Origin of the sequence: Alkalitalea saponilacus (genome assembly GCF_900168165.1) — a bacterium.
Classification (GTDB): domain Bacteria; phylum Bacteroidota; class Bacteroidia; order Bacteroidales; family Marinilabiliaceae; genus Natronoflexus; species Natronoflexus saponilacus.
The window spans coordinates 1-17670 of sequence record NZ_FUYV01000024.1 but is presented as its reverse complement, the minus strand read 5'-3'; the positions used below and the strand labels follow the sequence as shown (position 1 = coordinate 17670).

General features: G+C 38.4%; 15 protein-coding genes. 11 read left to right on the top strand and 4 right to left on the bottom strand.

What is annotated here, in order from left to right; all coding sequences use genetic code 11:
• Window positions 1-52: 52 nt before the first annotated feature.
• Both B5X70_RS15860 and purL read left to right on the top strand, forming a co-directional pair.
• Window positions 53-1630 carry a beta-N-acetylhexosaminidase gene (locus tag B5X70_RS15860; RefSeq protein WP_079558889.1) on the top strand — a complete coding sequence of 526 codons (1578 nt, stop codon included), beginning with the start codon at window positions 53-55 and terminating at the stop codon, window positions 1628-1630.
• Between the two features lie 135 nt (window positions 1631-1765).
• Window positions 1766-5458, top strand: a complete 3693-nt coding sequence (purL, locus tag B5X70_RS15855; protein ID WP_079558888.1) for a phosphoribosylformylglycinamidine synthase — start codon at window positions 1766-1768, stop codon at window positions 5456-5458.
• A gap of 63 nt (window positions 5459-5521) precedes the next feature.
• Here the strand turns inward: purL and tdh are convergent, their stop codons facing one another.
• A complete protein-coding gene (gene tdh, locus B5X70_RS15850; RefSeq protein ID WP_232468323.1) occupies window positions 5522-6553 on the bottom strand; it encodes an L-threonine 3-dehydrogenase in 1032 nt (343 codons plus the stop codon).
• Between the two features lie 74 nt (window positions 6554-6627).
• Complete coding sequence (locus B5X70_RS15845) at window positions 6628-6816, bottom strand: hypothetical protein (RefSeq protein ID WP_079558887.1); 189 nt, start codon at window positions 6814-6816, stop codon at window positions 6628-6630.
• Between the two features lie 207 nt (window positions 6817-7023).
• Here B5X70_RS15845 and B5X70_RS15840 point away from each other — a divergent pair, with 207 nt between their 5' ends.
• The 7 genes from B5X70_RS15840 to B5X70_RS15810 all read left to right on the top strand — a co-directional run bounded on the left by B5X70_RS15840 (window position 7024) and on the right by B5X70_RS15810 (window position 14349).
• Window positions 7024-8247 carry a hypothetical protein gene (locus tag B5X70_RS15840; protein ID WP_079558886.1) on the top strand — a complete coding sequence of 408 codons (1224 nt, stop codon included), beginning with the start codon at window positions 7024-7026 and terminating at the stop codon, window positions 8245-8247.
• Between the two features lie 152 nt (window positions 8248-8399).
• A complete protein-coding gene (locus B5X70_RS15835; protein ID WP_079558885.1) occupies window positions 8400-9194 on the top strand; it encodes a Rossmann-like and DUF2520 domain-containing protein in 795 nt (264 codons plus the stop codon).
• Window positions 9195-9229: 35 nt separating this feature from the next.
• Window positions 9230-9745: a KdsC family phosphatase gene (locus tag B5X70_RS15830; protein ID WP_079558884.1), complete on the top strand. Its 516-nt coding sequence runs from the start codon at window positions 9230-9232 to the stop codon at window positions 9743-9745.
• Window positions 9746-9768: 23 nt separating this feature from the next.
• Window positions 9769-10716 carry a geranylgeranylglycerol-phosphate geranylgeranyltransferase gene (locus B5X70_RS15825; protein ID WP_232468324.1) on the top strand — a complete coding sequence of 316 codons (948 nt, stop codon included), beginning with the start codon at window positions 9769-9771 and terminating at the stop codon, window positions 10714-10716.
• A 24-nt stretch (window positions 10717-10740) separates the two neighbouring features.
• Window positions 10741-11325: a Maf family nucleotide pyrophosphatase gene (locus tag B5X70_RS15820; protein ID WP_079558883.1), complete on the top strand. Its 585-nt coding sequence runs from the start codon at window positions 10741-10743 to the stop codon at window positions 11323-11325.
• Between the two features lies 1 nt (window position 11326).
• A complete protein-coding gene (locus B5X70_RS15815; RefSeq protein ID WP_088328672.1) occupies window positions 11327-13483 on the top strand; it encodes a S46 family peptidase in 2157 nt (718 codons plus the stop codon).
• Window positions 13484-13620: 137 nt separating this feature from the next.
• Window positions 13621-14349, top strand: a complete 729-nt coding sequence (locus B5X70_RS15810; RefSeq protein WP_157666522.1) for a head GIN domain-containing protein — start codon at window positions 13621-13623, stop codon at window positions 14347-14349.
• 174 nt (window positions 14350-14523) lie between these two features.
• Here the strand turns inward: B5X70_RS15810 and B5X70_RS15805 are convergent, their stop codons facing one another.
• A complete protein-coding gene (locus B5X70_RS15805) occupies window positions 14524-14793 on the bottom strand; it encodes a DNA-binding protein (RefSeq protein ID WP_079558881.1) in 270 nt (89 codons plus the stop codon).
• A 345-nt stretch (window positions 14794-15138) separates the two neighbouring features.
• Window positions 15139-15816, bottom strand: coding sequence for a phosphatase PAP2 family protein (locus B5X70_RS15800; RefSeq protein WP_079558880.1), 678 nt, complete (start codon window positions 15814-15816; stop codon window positions 15139-15141).
• 198 nt (window positions 15817-16014) lie between these two features.
• Here B5X70_RS15800 and B5X70_RS15795 point away from each other — a divergent pair, with 198 nt between their 5' ends.
• Together B5X70_RS15795 and B5X70_RS15790 are read left to right on the top strand one after the other, a co-directional pair.
• Window positions 16015-16785, top strand: coding sequence for a 3'-5' exonuclease (locus B5X70_RS15795; RefSeq protein ID WP_079558879.1), 771 nt, complete (start codon window positions 16015-16017; stop codon window positions 16783-16785).
• A 30-nt stretch (window positions 16786-16815) separates the two neighbouring features.
• Window positions 16816-17427 (top strand): fumarylacetoacetate hydrolase family protein, encoded by a 612-nt coding sequence (locus B5X70_RS15790; protein WP_079558878.1) that lies wholly within the window; start codon window positions 16816-16818, stop codon window positions 17425-17427.
• Window positions 17428-17670: the final 243 nt, after the last annotated feature.

Here is a 17670-nt window from a genome sequence, read left to right as displayed (position 1 = left end):
AAATCGAAGAATTTCATTAAATTTATATGGTTAACCAAATAAATTTTAAGCTATGAATAAAAACTCTGCAAACATTCTAAATCTTGCTTTTCCTTTATTCGCAATTCTTTTAATTGGAATTTCCTGCAATAAAGTTCCTAAAATAGACATATCGAATGCCGATTTGATTCCGGTTCCAAAAGAAATAATCCCGGCCTTTGGAGCATTTGAAGTAACGCAATCCTTCAGAATCATGGTCGATTCTGAACACGATGAAGTAATGAGGAGTGCAGAGATTTTTGCAGAGCTTTTAAGAAAATCTTCCGGTTTTGATGTTCCGGTTTTTCAAAAATCTGGTCAATCAATTGAAGAGTCTTTAGTTTTATTAGTGGATGATTTTCCTGAACTGGGAGAAGAAGGATATGAATTATTTGTAGATGATGATCATGTTCGGTTAAATGCCAATAAACCTGTAGGATTATTCTGGGGATTGCAAACACTTCGCCAACTCTTCCCGGTGCAAATTGAAATGAATGATGTGCAATCCGAACGTTGGTTAATTGGTACTGGAGTAATCAGAGATTACCCAAGATATGAACACCGTGGAGCCATGCTTGATGTAAGCAGACATTTTTTTGATGTAGATGATGTGAAAAGGTTTATCGACTTTATGGCGGCATATAAAATGAATCGGTTCCATATGCATTTGTCAGATGATCAGGGGTGGAGATTGGAAATCAAATCATGGCCAAAGCTTACAGAAATTGGTGGATCAACACAAGTTGGAGGAGGTGAAGGGGGGTATTATACCCAGGAGGAGTTCTTGGAGATCGTGAAATATGCTGACGAAAGGTATATTACTGTAATTCCAGAAATAGACATGCCCGGGCATACCAATGCTGCACTGGCATCCTATCCTGAATTAAACGAGGATGGTGTGGCTCGCGAACTTTACACTGGAATGGAAGTGGGATTTAGTACTCTTGCCACCAGGAAAGAAATTACCTATCAATTTGTAGATGATGTTGTAAGAGAGATAGCAGCATTGATTAATGGTTCCTTTTTCCATATTGGGGGTGATGAATCCCACGTAACACCTAAAGATGACTATGTCTATTTTATTAATCGTGCTCAGGATATCATAAATTCCTATGGCTTAACAATGATTGGTTGGGATGAAATCGCTACGGCTGATCTTTCGCCAACCTCTATAGTGCAGTTATGGGCCAGTCCGGAAAATGCCCGTCTAGCTATTGAACAGAATGCTCGTATCATAATGTCTCCTGCCAAACATGCTTACCTAGATATGAAATACGATTCAACCACTGTACTTGGTTTAAACTGGGCTGGTTACACTGAGGTTGATGAGGCTTATAATTGGGATCCAACTACTTTCATTGATGGAGTGCCGGAAGAATTTATTATTGGTGTTGAGTCTCCATTATGGACTGAAACAGTTGAAACCATGGAGGACATTGAATATATGGTTTTTCCAAGACTTCCCGGTATTGCAGAAATTGCATGGGCTGATATGGATCAGAGAAATTGGGATGAATACAAATTCCGACTGGCCAAGCATGGTGAAAGGTTAAAAGCCAAAGGGATTAACTTCTACAGATCACCAAAGGTGCCGTGGAACGATAACGAATAAGGAAGAGTACCTTGATTATTATGCATATATGAGAGAGATTTTTTGTTTTTCATCTTTTTATGTTGGCATACAATTGCAATTGATTAAATTTGCATCGAATTCCACAGAAATTAATCCAAAATAAAAGCATAATTCATGGTTCTTTTTTTCGGGGGTAACTCCAATCAGGTTTTGGCAGTGCATGTTAAGGGGCAACTGTCTGATGAAGATATTCAAAAACTGGAATGGTTATTCAGTAATGCAAAACTTCTGGATGTTGGTAATCTGGAAGGTTTTTTTGTTGGACCCCGACGGGAAATGATAACTCCCTGGAGTACAAATGCTGTTGAGATAACTCAAAATATGGGCATCTCCGGAATTTTGAGGATTGAAGAGCTTTTCGGTGTTGAAAGTGCCGAAGCAACATTTGATCCTATGTTGCAGAAAATGTATTATGGCATAGATCAAACTCTTTTTGATATCAACAAAAAGCCCGATGAGATTGTATACATTGAAGATGTTTCTGCCTACAATCAAAAAGAGGGACTTGCTTTAAGTACTGATGAAATCAGTTATCTGAATGACCTAAGTAAACGTCTTGGGCGAAAATTAACTGATAGTGAGGTTTTCGGTTTCTCACAAGTTAATTCAGAACACTGTCGTCATAAAATCTTTAATGGGATATTTATCATCGATGGAGAAGAGAAACAGAGTTCTCTTTTTCAGTTGATTAAGCGCACTTCAAAAGAGAATCCAAATTATCTGATTTCTGCTTACAAAGATAATGTAGCCTTTATACAGGGACCTGTTGCGAGTCAATTTGCGCCCAAAACACAAGACAAGCCTGATTTATTTACTGAGAAAGAGATTGAAACGGTTATATCACTAAAAGCGGAAACACACAATTTCCCGACAACGGTTGAACCTTTTAACGGAGCAGCTACTGGTACAGGAGGAGAAATTCGTGACCGTCTGGCAGGAGGGAAAGGGTCTCTGCCGTTAGCCGGAACTGCTGTGTACATGACAAGTTATCCGCGTCCCGATGGAGGAAGAGATTGGGAGAAAAATATTCCTGAAAGGCCTTGGCTTTATCAAACGCCTGAACAAATTCTTGTAAAAGCTTCGAATGGAGCTAGTGATTTTGGTAACAAATTTGGTCAACCTCTGATTTGTGGATCTGTTCTTACTTTTGAGCATTTCGAGAATCAAAAGAAATTTGCTTTTGATAAAGTGATCATGCTTGCAGGAGGAATTGGTTTTGCAAGAAAAAGTGATAGTTTAAAGGACGATCCTTCGAAAGGTGATAAAGTTGTTGTACTTGGAGGAGATAACTACCGGATTGGAATGGGGGGAGGAGCAGTATCTTCTGTTGCTACAGGTGAATATGACAACAGCATTGAATTGAACGCTGTTCAGCGTTCAAATCCCGAAATGCAGAAAAGAGCCATGAATGCCATACGTGCTATGGTAGAGAGGGATGAGAATCCAATCGTTTCCATTCATGATCATGGAGCCGGTGGCCACTTAAATTGCCTTTCAGAATTGGTCGAAACCACAGGAGGTACCATTCACCTTGATAAATTGCCTGTTGGAGACCCAACTCTTTCTGCTCGCGAGATTGTTGGTAATGAATCGCAGGAGAGAATGGGATTGGTCTTAAATGAAAAGGATATTGAAGATTTAAAGAGAGTTGCCGAAAGAGAACGTTCACCTATGTACGTAGTGGGTGAAACTACTGGCGATATGCATCTTAAGTTTGAGGACTCCAAAGGAAATGCACCTATCAATTGGCAATTGGCCGATATGTTTGGAAACCCTCCAAAAACCATCATGAATGATGAAACGGTTGAGGATAACTTTTCCGGTTTAAACTATGATGTATCTCAAATAGAGCAATATATTAAGGATGTGCTTCAACTGGAGGCTGTTGCTTGTAAGGATTGGCTTACCAATAAAGTTGACCGCTCGGTTACCGGACGCGTTGCCAAACAACAATGTGCCGGGGAGATCCAACTTCCTTTAAACAACGTTGGGGTTACCTCTATTGATTATCGTGGAATTGAAGGAGTTGCTACATCCATCGGACATGCACCGGCTCCTGCGCTGATTGATCCTGCTGCGGGATCCGTGCTTTCTGTAGCTGAGGCTCTTACAAACCTTGTTTGGGCACCATTAACACATGGACTTAAAGGGGTGAGTTTAAGTGCGAACTGGATGTGGCCTTGTAAAAACAAGGGTGAAGATGCACGTTTGTACAAAGCTGTTGAGGCTCTCAGTGATTTTACTACTGATTTGGGAATCAACGTTCCCACGGGAAAGGATTCTCTGTCCATGACTCAAAAATACAAGGATGGAGATCAGGTTTTTTCACCGGGTACGGTTATCGTAAGCTCAGTGGGCGAAGTGAGTGACATTCGAAAAGTTGTTGAACCTGTATTAGTAAGGAACAGTGACACCAAACTGTTACATGTTGATTTGTCATTCGATGGATTGAAACTTGGTGGAAGTAGTTTTGCCCAAATTCTCAATCAATTGGGGAATGAAACGCCCACGGTTACAGACGTTGAATATTTTTCACAAGGATTTGCTGCAATTCAGGAGCTGATTAAAAACGGTCTGATTCTCGCTGGACATGATATATCAGCTGGAGGTCTTGTTACGGCTTTACTTGAAATGTGTTTTGCCAACACAAGTTATGGTATTAAAGCAGATCTTTCGGTGTTCGAGGAAGAGGATGTTGTTAAAATTCTTTTTTCAGAGAATCCCGGAGTGATCATTCAGGTTGAAGATGAAAAAGCTGTCGCATCTATTCTTGAGAAATACGAAATTGAATATACTTTAATTGGTAAACCAATTAAAGATCGTAATTTGATAATTGAAGGTAAAGGAGACAATATCTCAATTAATATCGATGAAATGCGTGATCTGTGGTATAAAACTTCATACCTTCTGGATCGAAAACAGAGTGGAGCAGAACAAGCTGCTGCACGTTTCGAAAATTACAAATTACAACCGCTATCGTTTAAAATTGATAAAGAATTCAAAGGATCTTTGAATTCACTTAAACTGGACGCTCTGCCCGAAAGTGGTAAGCGTAATGCAAAAGCTGCCATCATTCGTGAAAAGGGAGTCAATGGGGACAGAGAAATGGCTTATTCTCTTTATCTTGCCGGATTCGATGTGGTGGATGTTCATATGACTGATTTGATTACCGGTCGTGAAACTCTTGCAGATATTGATTTTATTGTTTTTGTAGGTGGTTTTAGTAACTCCGATGTATTAGGTTCAGCCAAAGGTTGGGCTGGAGCGTTTCTATATAACGATGCTGCAAAGAAATCACTTAATGCTTTTTATGAAAGAGAAAACACTTTAAGTTTAGGAGTTTGTAACGGTTGTCAGCTGATGGTGGAACTTGGATTGGTTTATCCGGAGCACGAGCAGAAACCTAAAATGTTGCATAACGAATCGCATAAGTTTGAATCCGGTTTTGTAAATATGGTAATCCCGGACAATAATTCTGTCATGTTTAACTCTTTGTCTGGAAGTCGTCTCGGGATTTGGATTGCTCATGGGGAAGGAAAATTCAAACTACCAATGGACAAAAGCGCCTACAATGTAATTGGTTATTACGGTTATGAAGGGTATCCGGCCAATCCAAACGGAAGCGATTATAATGTAGCTGGCATTTGTTCAGCAAATGGTCGCCATCTTGCAATGATGCCTCACTTGGAGCGGGCTGTTTTCCCATGGCAATGGGCGCATTATCCAAGCAATCGAAAAAATGATGAGGTGACACCATGGCTGGAGGCTTTTGTTAATGCCCGAAAATGGGTTGAAAGCAAAAAGTAGATTATAAAAAACATGTATCAAGCAGGATTAATTCAAGAATTAATCCTGCTTGATTATTTTATATCACTCCCAGTTTAAAATCACTTTCCCGCAATTTCCTGTTTGCATGATATCAAATCCTTTTTGATATTCATCAATGTTGAACCGGTGAGTGATTAAAGGAGAAATGTCTAATCCTGACATCAACATCTGTTCCATATGATACCATGTTTCAAACATCTCTCTGCCATAAATTCCTTTTAAAGTCAGTCCTTTAAAAATCATCTTATTCCAGTCTACCATGGTTTTGGCAGGTAAAATTCCCAACAGTGCAATTTTGCCTGAATTGTACATGTGATCGAGCATCTGATTAAACGCGGCGGTGGATCCGGAACACTCAAGACCAATATCAAAACCTATCATTCCAAGCTCTTTAATTACATCAGAAAGATTCTCTTCTTTTGGATTAATGACTTTGGTGGCACCCATTTTTTTTGCAAGGCTGGCTCTATAACCATTTAGTTCGGTGGCTACAACATATCTGGCTCCGGCGAACTTTGCTACGGCCACGCACATGCTTCCAATTAATCCGGCTCCCGTAACCAAAACATCTTCGCCAATAAGAGGGAAAGATAGTGCCGTATGTGTTGCATTGCCAAAAGGATCCATGATTGAGACAATCTCATCAGGAATTTTTGAGCTGATTTTCATCACGTTGTTCGATGGAACAAGCACATAATCGGCAAATGCACCGTTTATGTTTACTCCAATTCCAATGGTCTTTTCACAAATATGCTGACGACCTCGTCTGCAGTTTCGGCAGTGTTCGCATGCTATATGGCCTTCTCCGGTTACGCGATCGCCTTCCTTTACATTCTTTACTTCCGAACCTTTTTTGGCCACATAACCAACATATTCATGACCTATGGTCATAGGTGTTTTAATGTTGTTTTGCGCCCATTCATCCCAATTATATATATGCAAGTCAGTTCCGCAAATAGATGTTTTTGTTATTTTTATCAGAACGTCATTATGCCCGGGTTCCGGTACCGGAATCTCCTGCATCCATATTCCCGGCTCGGGTTTTGCTTTTACCAATGCGCGCATCTTTTCCATAAATTCAATGTTTTTTTATGGAAAAAAGTTACAATAAATCTTTATGAGTTTAAATAACAAAAATCACGATTTCGTTATTTTATTCCCCATATTCCGCCAAGCAAGGCACCGGTTATTATGCTGTTTACCGGAGTTGAAGTAATTGAACAGCCGCCATTACAACCAATAAAATTGTAATATAGAAACCCCATGATACCTCCTACAAAAACAAATATGATCGGTTTTGCGATTTGCATGCGCTTTTTTGGTTTTTCTCCCTCCATATATTTATTGTTAAATTTATTAGATTGTAGATAAATGTAAAAATGCAAATATATAAATAAAAACATATAAATAAAATAGACCAGCTTATATGATTCTGTTTTTTTAACCGTTAATGATTATATTAAAGCTGACTTTTTATATTAATTTTGGTTTGATATTTGATTAAAACGAACCAAGATTTTGGTTTGATATTTAAATAATATGAAATGGTGATTCGGACATTGTCTTTGTTTTTGTTGGTTGTAACCTATGGTTCGGAAATTCATGCAAGTGTTGACTCGTTCCCTGAGCAATGGAGTCAGATGAGTTCATTTGATGACAACGAAAAGAATTTCAGATACGCGCAATTCATTACCAATTTAAATCAACGTTCCGTTGATTTAACGCTAGATAATCTGGATGATTTTCTTCCGGATGATTGGATCTCACGATTTAACTCCGATTCTTCCATCTTAGTTCTTGCCGGTGTTTTGCCATATCGCTATATCAATTCCCGACTAATTTTTTTAATTAAGCATAAGAATGATCAATTCCGTTTGTTTCACATTGAAACGGAAACCACACCCGATATTGGAAGTGATTTATCCTCAGAGTTTGTGCTCATAGATGGCCATCAGTGGGTAAATGGGATGCGATTTTTCAATCATGGTGAGGAGATCAGGTATATTCCCGATTTAGAGCTGAAAATTTTATTTCACAAATTGGTTGCGACTACAGAAGATACCGAAAAGGAGCTGTTAAGTGAAAAGATTAGAGAACGCTTAAAAAGCGTTCTTGAAGTAGAAGAACTGCATACTGACGATTTTAAAGGGTTTGACAGGATGTCCACCTTAATATCAAGTAACCAAAAGGTGAAAATTTGTACATGGAACATTGCTTACTTTAATGGAGATAATGCCTCTTACGGTCTTGTTGCTGTTTTAGATAATGACCAGATCAACGTTTTCGAACTCCACGACAGGCATCGGCATACTAAAAACCCTGAGCGCGAAATGCACTTGCCAACTGAATGGTTCGGAGCTGTTTACTACGATGTTATTGAACAAACAGTGAGTGGAAAAATCATTTATACGCTTTTGGGATATAATGCTCATAATGCATTCACAAAAATTCGAGTAATTGATGTCTTGTCGTTTGGTGATGATGGCCATCCGGTTTTTGGAAAACCTATTTTTATGCAGGGACGTGATATCAAAAACCGAATGGTTTTTGAGTATAGTGTTCGTGCAAATATGATGTTGCGATTTGATAGAAACGAACGTATGATCGTGATGGACAATCTTTCATCGTTTGACCCTTTCTATCCCGACGATCCAAGGTATATGGGTCCGGATTTTTCTCATAACGGATTGCGCTTTGAAAATAACCGTTGGGTGTTTTACGATGAGATTGATTTGAGAAACCGTCAACCAAGACGAAGACGAAATTGATGGAAGAGGGAATGGTTGTAATGTTGGCAGGGCAATTAGGATAAAATGGATAGATGGTTAAAGGGATAAAGGGTAAAAGGGTGAAAGGGTAAAAAGATATAACTATTCTGCCTGTTCACTGATTACTGTTCACTGATTAACAGATCACTAATATGGAGATTAATAAAATTATACTCATCGGTGCAGGAAATGTTGCAACACATTTAGCCATTGCTTTGAAAAATGCTGGTTTTTCGATTGTTCAGGTGTATAGTCGCGATATTGTCAATGCTGAAGTTTTAGCCGGTATGGTGGAAGCATCTGCCATAGATAATTTAAAGCAGATGGATGTTACTTCCGATATGTATATCTTATCGGTTTCCGATGGAGCGATCGAAACCATAGCCCATGAAATGCCTTTGGTTAAAGGTGTGGTCGTGCATACGGCCGGGAGTGTCCCAATGGAAGTTCTGAACAGGTTTAATTTGTATGGTGTCTTTTATCCGTTTCAGACTTTTACCAAAGATAAGGAGTTGGATTTTAAGAAAGTTCCTGTATTGATTGAAGGGAATATCTCTCACAGCAAAAATGTAATCATCGAAGTAGCTCAGCACATCAGTACCAGGGTTCAAAAGGCTAATGGCGAACACAGGAAGGCATTGCATATTGCTGCGGTTTTTGCCTGCAATTTTGTGAACCATCTTTATGTGTTGGCCGATGACTTGCTTGAAAAGCAGGGCATGGAGTTTTCGTTATTGGAACCGCTAATTAGTGAAACTACAAGAAAAGCCTTATCAATAAAACCTGTTCATGCACAAACAGGTCCTGCAAGAAGAAACGATAAGCAGGTTATACAATTGCATCAGGAGTCGCTTAATGGTGAAACTTTTCATCATGATATTTATGCTTTGATATCAGAAAGTATTATCCGTACATATGAAACGGAGCGAAATTCTGAACGAAATTGAACTTAATTATGTAATTTCGTCTCAAAACTATATTTATGGGTAATTTTAAAGAAGATCTGAATAAGGTTAAAGCACTTGCTTTTGATGTTGATGGCGTTTTAAGTTTTGATGTAATTCCCATGCATCCTTCAGGAGAGCCAATGAGAACTGCCAACATAAAGGATGGATTTGCCATTCAAAAGGCTGTTAAATTAGGTTATTCTGTTGCAATCATTACCGGTGGAAACACAGAATCGGTTAAGCTCAGGTATCAAAATCTTGGAATAAAGGATATTTATATGGCATCGGCCAATAAAATAGAGGATTTAAACGACTGGATTCAGCTTAGAGGGCTCAACGCTGATGAAATTCTATACATGGGAGATGATTTACCCGATTATGAAGTGATGACTAAAGTTGGGGTTCCTGTCTGTCCTTCCGATGCTGTTGAAGAGATCAAGTCAATTTCACGATATATAAGCGACAAAAGAGGAGGGGACGGATGTGTGAGGGATGTAATTGAGCAGGTTTTAAGAGCCCAGGGAAAATGGGGGAAAGTTGTAACCTGGTAATTAAAACTAAACAACACATACCGATGATGGCATTTCTTAGATTAATCAGGTTTAAGAACTTGGTAATAATTGTTTTATTGCAATATCTTCTGCGTTACGGCCTCCTTTTGCCTATGCTGGAATTCTATGATATTGTTCCGGCTTTATCGGATTTGAGATTTCTACTTCTTGTTATAGCTACCGTTTTTTTGGCCGCATCGGGATATGTGATTAATGACTACTTTGATTTACGCATTGACCGCGTAAACCGACCTGACAAAGTGGTTGTTGGTTATGTGTTTCAGAGGCGCACGGTGTTGTTGTTTCATGTTATTTTTACGTTTATAGGGGTGTTTACCGGCCTCTTTTTGGCTTATATAACTAGAAAAGAGACTTATGCCCTCATGTTTATTTTGCTTCCTTTTCTTTTGTGGTATTATTCCACCACGCTTAAGAAGCAGATGATTCTGGGTAATCTTATCATTTCCCTCTTGACTGCTTTGGTTGCATATTTTGTGGTTTCATTAGAATTTGCAGCTCTTGCGCGTATTCATGGTGATGCCATTCTCGAAACCGAAGCTTGTTCCATGGCCTGGTTTTGGACCACAGGTTTTGCATTTTTTGCGTTCATCAGCAACCTTGGTCGTGAAATTATTAAGGATATGGAGGATGTAAAAGGCGACAAAATTGCCGGATGTCACACCCTGCCAATTGAAATGGGAATGGGGTACACCAAAACAATCGTTGTTATACTTTCACTGGCATCAGTCATATTTCTTTGGGTTATATATGCTGTGGTACCTGAATTAAATCAAAGTGACATCACTCTCGCCTATTTTGTCTTATTACTCACATTGCCTTACTTGTTGATAGCAGCCCGTATTTATTCCGCTCAGGAAACAAAACACTATCATCAGGCTTCTCAACTTAGCAAACTTACCATGCTGTTTGGTATTCTGTTTATATTGGTCGCACGTACCTTTTTTGTTTAATCCGATATCGCGTTATTCTTAGAAATGATTAACGAAGTAAATTCACATCATATCATTTTGGCCTCTCAATCTCCCCGTCGACAGGAGCTGTTGTCAATGACTGGAATTAAGTTTGAAGTTAAAGTAATACCCGATATTAATGAAGAGGTGGAGGAGGGGATTTCTGTGGAAGAAGTTCCTGTTTGGCTAGCTAAGAAAAAACAAAAGGCTTATGAAGCCTTTTGGACGAAGCCCGGAAATGTTGTCATTACTGCCGATACCATTGTTTGCCTCCAAAATGAGGTTTTAAACAAACCGTTGGATAAGAATTCTGCCAAATTAATGCTAAGTAAACTATGCGGCAAAAAACACCGTGTTATTACCGGTGTTGTATTAAAGAGCTGTTCCAAAGAAGTTGCTTTTTCTTCTGTTACTGAGGTTTGGTTTAAACAACTCAGTGAAGATGAAATCAATTATTATGTAGAGAATTATCAGCCCATGGATAAAGCAGGAGCTTATGGTATTCAGGAATGGATTGGCCTAATTGGGATTTCGAGAATTAATGGTTCTTATTTCAATGTGGTTGGTTTACCTGTGGACAGACTTTATGATGAACTTAAAAATTTTTAATATGATCAAATATCTATCTCTTACATTTTTGTTATTTCATTTAATATTAAATCATTCACATGCCCGTGAAGGCATGTGGATACCTGTTCTTATAGAACAGTTCAACCTGACAGAAATGCAGGAGAAAGGTTTTGAACTAACTGCCGATGACATCTACAACATTAATGAAAAAAGCATGCATGATGCGGTTGTGATATTCGGAGCCGGGTGTACAGGATCGATGATTAGCCCTGAAGGATTATTAATTACCAACCACCACTGCGGACATCGTGTAATTCAAAGTCATAGTTCTGTTGAACAAGATTATTTGACAGATGGCTTTTGGGCCATGTCCCGCGAGGATGAACTTGTGAATCCGAATCTTCGCGTTACGTTTTTGCGCAGAATGGAAGATGTCACCACTGATGTTTTGCAGAATGTAACAAATGAAATGACCATGAGACAACGTAAGGATTCCATTGATTCAAATATTGAACGTATTATTGCTAAAGCCATTGATGGAACTCATTATGTGGGACGCGTTGAATCATTTTTTAATGGCAATCAGTTTTTTCTAATGGTTAATGAGGTGTTTACCGATGTCCGCTTGGTTGGAGCCCCTCCTTCATCAATTGGGAAATTCGGGGGAGATACCGACAATTGGATGTGGCCAAGGCATACCGGTGACGTTGCTTTTTTCAGAGTATATGCTTGTGAAAATAATCTTCCGGCAGAGTATTCTTCTGAAAACGTACCATACAAACCAAAATATTTTTTCCCGATTTCTCTTCAGGGGGTTGAAGAAGGTGATTTTACGATGGTGATGGGGTATCCTGGAAGAACTGAACAATACGTTCCATCTCAGCATCTAAAGATGCTGACAAAGGATATTTATCCTCCATTGATAGGCGTAAGAACTCATAAACTTAACATTATGGATTCCTACATGGAGCAGGATGCCGCGGTAAGAATTGCCTATGCCAGTAAACACTCCTCCGTATCTAATGCTTGGAAAAGGTGGCAGGGAGAAATCAGAGGACTCGGAATTTTAAATGCTGTAGAAAAGAAACAGGATTATGAAAAAAGTCTCCGAAACTGGATTTTATCCAACGAGTTGATCAGCGATGAACACGCAATAATATTAGATCTGTATGATTCTCTATACACTGATTTCTCATACTATCGGCTGGGGCGTGATTATATTTTAGAGATGATCGGTCGAACAGGAATGGAAACTGTCAGATTCTCTGGTGTTTTTGACCGCTTAGCATTAATAGGGGACGATAATGGAATTCCTGATGAGGTTAAAGAAAACCTCAGAGCTTCGATTTCAGAGCATTTCAGGGATTTTTATAAACCGTTGGATAGGGAGATGACCATTAGTCTTTTGAATATGTTTTTTTCTGAAATGTATCCTAAATATAATCCCGATGTTTTTGAGTTGATCTTTGAAAAGTTTGATGGGGATTTTGAAGCCTTTGTTGATGATTTGTTTAAAAACTCTGTTTTTACAAATGAAGAGAAGACCAAAGAGTGGTTAGAAAGCGTCACATACGACACCCGTCTTGATTATAGAAAGGATCCTGCATATGTATTGTTCAGATCATTGCGCGATTTCTACTATTTTAATCTTACCCCCGGCTTTAATCGTGCCGGGCAAAAACTCGACAGTCTCAACAGGGTTTATATTAACCTGATGAAGGAATATGAACCCGAGAGGCTTTTCTATCCGGATGCGAATTTTACCATGAGGGTTTCTTATGGTACAGTGAGAGGTTATGAACCACGAGACGGTGTTTATTACCAACATCTAACAACCATTGATGGAGTTTTTGAAAAGTACGATCCTTCGTTTTCTGATTATTTTGTGCCGGAGCACTTAAAATATCTTTATGAAAACAGAAAGTTTGGTAATTACGCAGTTGATGGCACACTTCCATTATGTTTTGTTGCCACAAACCATACCACAGGAGGTAATTCCGGAAGTCCCGTATTAAACAACAGGGGAGAATTGATTGGGGTTAACTTTGATCGAGCCTGGGAAGGGGTGATGAGTGATTTAATGTTTAATCCAGATCAATGCCGAAACATATCGGTTGATATACGTTATGCCCTGTTTTTGATAGAGAAATATGGCAAGGCAGACTACTTACTTGACGAGATGAAAATAATTCAATAATTTGCTGTAACTTTTTCATGTTAATTCTGGTCATACAATTATAATTATCCAATATCATGAAATGAGCCATGAATAATAGTTTCTCACTAAGTGGAATTGTTTCTGGCGAGTTTTATATGACCTGTAAAATTAAAAATATGAAAAAGATTAACTTTATTTTATTCAGTATCGCGTTTTTGACCGTGAGTTTTTGCTCATGTGTTTATGCTACAAATGAGAATGATAGGCTACTTGAACAGAGTCGACAAGTGGCTCCTTTTCACGAGATTGCTGTTAGTTCCGGTATTGAATTATTGATGACTCAGGGAAATGAGCACTCTGTAGTTGTTGTGGCCAATGAATCTATAATTGATCGTATCAAAACTGATTCTAAAAATGGTAAACTTGTAATAGGGGTTGATAACAGGCGAAGAGGACTGTTTCGCAGGTCGAGAACCGGCCCTATTAAGGTTTATGTTACTTTTGCACGGTTGGAAACATTAACTGTTTCTTCAGGTGCCCAAGCAAAGGGAGACGATTTAATTGAAGTTACAGGCCTTTATGTAAAGGCTTCCTCCGGTGCTTTTTGTCGTTTGAATATAAACAGTAACTCTCTGAACATCGAAGCCTCATCTGGTGCCAACATTAATATACAGGGTAATTCCGAAGTGATTAAGGGAAGTGCCAGCAGCGGAGGTAATATTTCAGGTGCATCAATGGAGTGTCGCGAGGCTGATCTGTCTGCTAGTTCCGGTGGCAATGTTTCCTTTACTGTAATTGAGAAGGTGGTTGCAAAAGCCAGTTCTGGAGGTCGGGTTGCACTAAAGGGCAATGCGACTTCTACCAGTTTTTCCAGCTCAAGTGGAGGTGTTATCACGCAAGAGTAGCAAAAATAGTAAATGAAACGCCCATGAGTGAGCAACTCACAACAAGAGCACGAAAATAACAGCTCATGGAAGTTCCATTCGGCCAATTAATTAACTAAATTATTTTCGGATGAAAAAAAAGCAAAGGGTGAGATTCAAAATCTCACCCTTTGTTTTTTAAGCTATTATATTTTTCTATACAGGTACAGTAATTTTAACTTTTCCAGCCAGGATATCTTGAGCCATATCCAGAATGGTGGTGTCATCTAGTTCAACAATGCCACCGTCGGGCCCTTGTTCTATATGTATTCCTACACTCTTACCCCGATCGTAGTTGGCCCCTCCAAAATAGTTGCGAACTGTTTCTACGTCGAGGTTTAAATTTTCGGCGATCGTACGTGTTGCGCCTTCTGGGAGGCTATCCTTGATCCTCCTCAGCTGATTAAATGTTATGGTAGTACTCATGATTGAAAGGTTTTAAAAAGGTTATTGATTATTTTTAAAGATAGTAAAACCTTTCAGTATTTAATAATTAATTAACAAGAATTCCGTTGTAATTAACAAATATTAATTAAACATGATTTAGTTTAGGTTGTATGATATTCCAATTAACTTCGATAGAGCTTGTGTTTTGATAGCTATGAATGAACTCAAGACTAAATAACTCGAAACACTCAACTCTTAAAGGGATTGAACTCCTTTAGGGCTTTTACTTTTCCAACGTTTCTATCCCTCTTGTTGTGCCAATTTTATGAATGTATAAGCCCTTCTGTTTTGAACAAACGACATTTACATAAACTAAGCCTTGTTTTAACTCATGATTTTCAGTAGAATTTTAGAAGAGAGGAATATCATTACAAATGATAATACACCAACAGCAACGGCAAATTGAACTTCTGAGCCGAATTTTGTTTCCCGAATGCTATTTGTTTTTGGGTGTCGAATGGTAATGTACTCGTAAAGTTTAAATACACCCCAACCAATAAATGTTCCTAAGATAATGCCTCCAAGAATATCCCCCGGGTAGTGAACTCCTGCATAGATTCGCGAATAGGCATTTAACGATGCCCAAACATAAATAAAAATGGCAAAGTATTTTTTTCTGAATATTAAAGACAAGAAAATCGCGAGACCAAATGAGTTGGTTGCATGTCCGGAAACAAATCCAAAGCGACCAGCCCGGTAGTCGTTAATCAGCTGAAGTATTCCTTCAAGATGTGGTTCCCTGGTAGGACGGGGGCGTGCAAACAATGGTTTAAATATAGAACTTGAAATTTGATCACACAAGGTAATGGTTAAAGCAACTGCCAACAGAACCCAAACTGCCTGCCATCCCATTCTTTTAAAAAGCACGTAAGTTATGGCGACATATAATGGAACCCAAATGATTGTACTGGTATATATCCAGAAAAAATTGTCCCAAAGTAGACTTCTTATGCTGTTTAAGTATATAAGAATGTCTGTATCAAGTTGAAGAATTGATTCCAATTTGGTTGAAATTAATTATATAACAAAAGGCTAATTATCAGATTCAGGCCAAGGTTTTGTTTCTTTAGATACAAATTTATACAGTTCGGCGAAAAATACAATTGTTTTAATCATTTAATTACGAAATGTGGAAAATGCCAAATTATTGGGGAAAAGTAAACCGATTGTTTATTTTTGTTTCCTTAAACTAATATTGATATGGAATTAAACCTTAAAAATCCGATTGTTTTTTTTGATTTGGAAACTACCGGAATTAATATTGCAACAGATCGGATTGTAGAGATTGCAATTTTAAAGATTCACACTAATGGAACAGAAGAATCAAAACATTTTAGAGTAAACCCTGAAATGCCAATACCCAAGAGATCATCAGAGATTCATGGTATTTATGATGAGGATGTGAAGGATTGTCCAACCTTTAAGACCATTGCCAAGGAGCTTGCTAAATTTATGGAAGGTTGTGATATAGGAGGTTATAATTCCAATAAATTTGATATTCCTCTTTTGGCTGAGGAATTCATCAGAGCAGAGGTGGATTTTGACATGAAGAAGCGCCACTTTATTGATGTGCAGACCATTTTCCATAAAATGGAAAAGCGAACGCTTGAGGCTGCATATAAGTTCTATTGTGATAAAACGCTTGAGGATGCACATAGCGCAGAAGCCGATACTCGAGCCACCTATGAGGTCTTAAAAGGCCAGTTAGCAAGATATAGCGAGTTGGAAAACGACATCTCGTTTTTATCGGGATTTTCATCGCACAATAAAAACGCTGATTTTGCGGGTCGTATTATTTTTAACGAAAAGGACGAAGAGGTTTTTAATTTCGGAAAATATAAGGGGGTTAAAGTCACAGAGGTTTTGGAGAAAGATCCTGGATATTATGGATGGATGATGAATGGCGATTTCCCGCTTTACACTAAAAAGGTGTTGACTAGTATCAAACTGCGTCAGTTTAATAATAAGTAGTGTCAGAGTTTCAGTTTAAACCATTTTTCGATGAAGATATTATGTATTGGGCGTAATTATGAAGAGCATGCCAAAGAGTTGAAAAATCCTCTTCCAGCCGAACCAGTTGTTTTTTCAAAACCCGATTCTGCAATATTGAGAAACAATAATCCGTTCTTTCTGCCTTCCTTTGCCAACGATTTTCATTTTGAAGTTGAGGTCGTCGTTCGCATTAACAAATTAGGGAAAAACATCGAAGAAAGATTTGCGAACCGATATTACGATGAGATTGCTTTGGGTGTTGATTTCACTGCACGGGATCTGCAGGATGAACTGCGATCCAAAGGCTTGCCATGGGAAAAATGCAAGGCTTTTGATGGTTCAGCTGTTTTGTCTGATTTTGTTCCAAAATCAGATTATCCAGATTTAAATAATCTGAACTTCTCACTGAATGTAAACGGAGAGGTAAGGCAATCGGGTAATACAAGAGATATGATATATAACATCGACCAGATTATTAGTCATGTTTCAAAATATTTTACTCTGAAAATTGGAGATTTAATTTACACGGGAACCCCGGCAGGTGTTGGTGCCGTTAAAATTGGTGATAATTTACAAGGTTTTATAGAGGATAAGTGCTTTTTTGACTTTAAAATCAAATAGAGAAAGTATATTTAAGCATTGCAGCAAGTCTGACTTCTTTCAATAGTGGGGTATTACCGCAATAATGTTTCTTGCAAATTATAATTTTAGTTATAGCATGCTATTAAATTTTTAATAGAAAACCGCATTGTTATTAAAGCACAAAGCAGACAAACTCACGACATGAGTTTGTCTGCTTTGTAGTTTAGCCGGATTTCCTATTTTGAATCTCCGGCTTTCGCTTTTTCTCTCTCCTCTTTTTTC

What these genes read in the sequence shown, in the direction of transcription:
- B5X70_RS15860 (WP_079558889.1), top strand. Translation starts at nt 53, where the DNA reads ATGAATAAAAACTCTGCAAACATTCTAAATCTTGCTTTTCCTTTATTC.
- purL (WP_079558888.1), top strand. Translation starts at nt 1,766, where the DNA reads ATGGTTCTTTTTTTCGGGGGTAACTCCAATCAGGTTTTGGCAGTGCAT.
- tdh (WP_232468323.1), bottom strand. Translation starts at nt 6,553, where the DNA reads ATGGAAAAGATGCGCGCATTGGTAAAAGCAAAACCCGAGCCGGGAATA.
- B5X70_RS15845 (WP_079558887.1), bottom strand. Translation starts at nt 6,816, where the DNA reads ATGGAGGGAGAAAAACCAAAAAAGCGCATGCAAATCGCAAAACCGATC.
- B5X70_RS15840 (WP_079558886.1), top strand. Translation starts at nt 7,024, where the DNA reads ATGGTGATTCGGACATTGTCTTTGTTTTTGTTGGTTGTAACCTATGGT.
- B5X70_RS15835 (WP_079558885.1), top strand. Translation starts at nt 8,400, where the DNA reads ATGGAGATTAATAAAATTATACTCATCGGTGCAGGAAATGTTGCAACA.
- B5X70_RS15830 (WP_079558884.1), top strand. Translation starts at nt 9,230, where the DNA reads ATGGGTAATTTTAAAGAAGATCTGAATAAGGTTAAAGCACTTGCTTTT.
- B5X70_RS15825 (WP_232468324.1), top strand. Translation starts at nt 9,769, where the DNA reads ATGATGGCATTTCTTAGATTAATCAGGTTTAAGAACTTGGTAATAATT.
- B5X70_RS15820 (WP_079558883.1), top strand. Translation starts at nt 10,741, where the DNA reads ATGATTAACGAAGTAAATTCACATCATATCATTTTGGCCTCTCAATCT.
- B5X70_RS15815 (WP_088328672.1), top strand. Translation starts at nt 11,327, where the DNA reads ATGATCAAATATCTATCTCTTACATTTTTGTTATTTCATTTAATATTA.
- B5X70_RS15810 (WP_157666522.1), top strand. Translation starts at nt 13,621, where the DNA reads ATGAAAAAGATTAACTTTATTTTATTCAGTATCGCGTTTTTGACCGTG.
- B5X70_RS15805 (WP_079558881.1), bottom strand. Translation starts at nt 14,793, where the DNA reads ATGAGTACTACCATAACATTTAATCAGCTGAGGAGGATCAAGGATAGC.
- B5X70_RS15795 (WP_079558879.1), top strand. Translation starts at nt 16,015, where the DNA reads ATGGAATTAAACCTTAAAAATCCGATTGTTTTTTTTGATTTGGAAACT.
- B5X70_RS15790 (WP_079558878.1), top strand. Translation starts at nt 16,816, where the DNA reads ATGAAGATATTATGTATTGGGCGTAATTATGAAGAGCATGCCAAAGAG.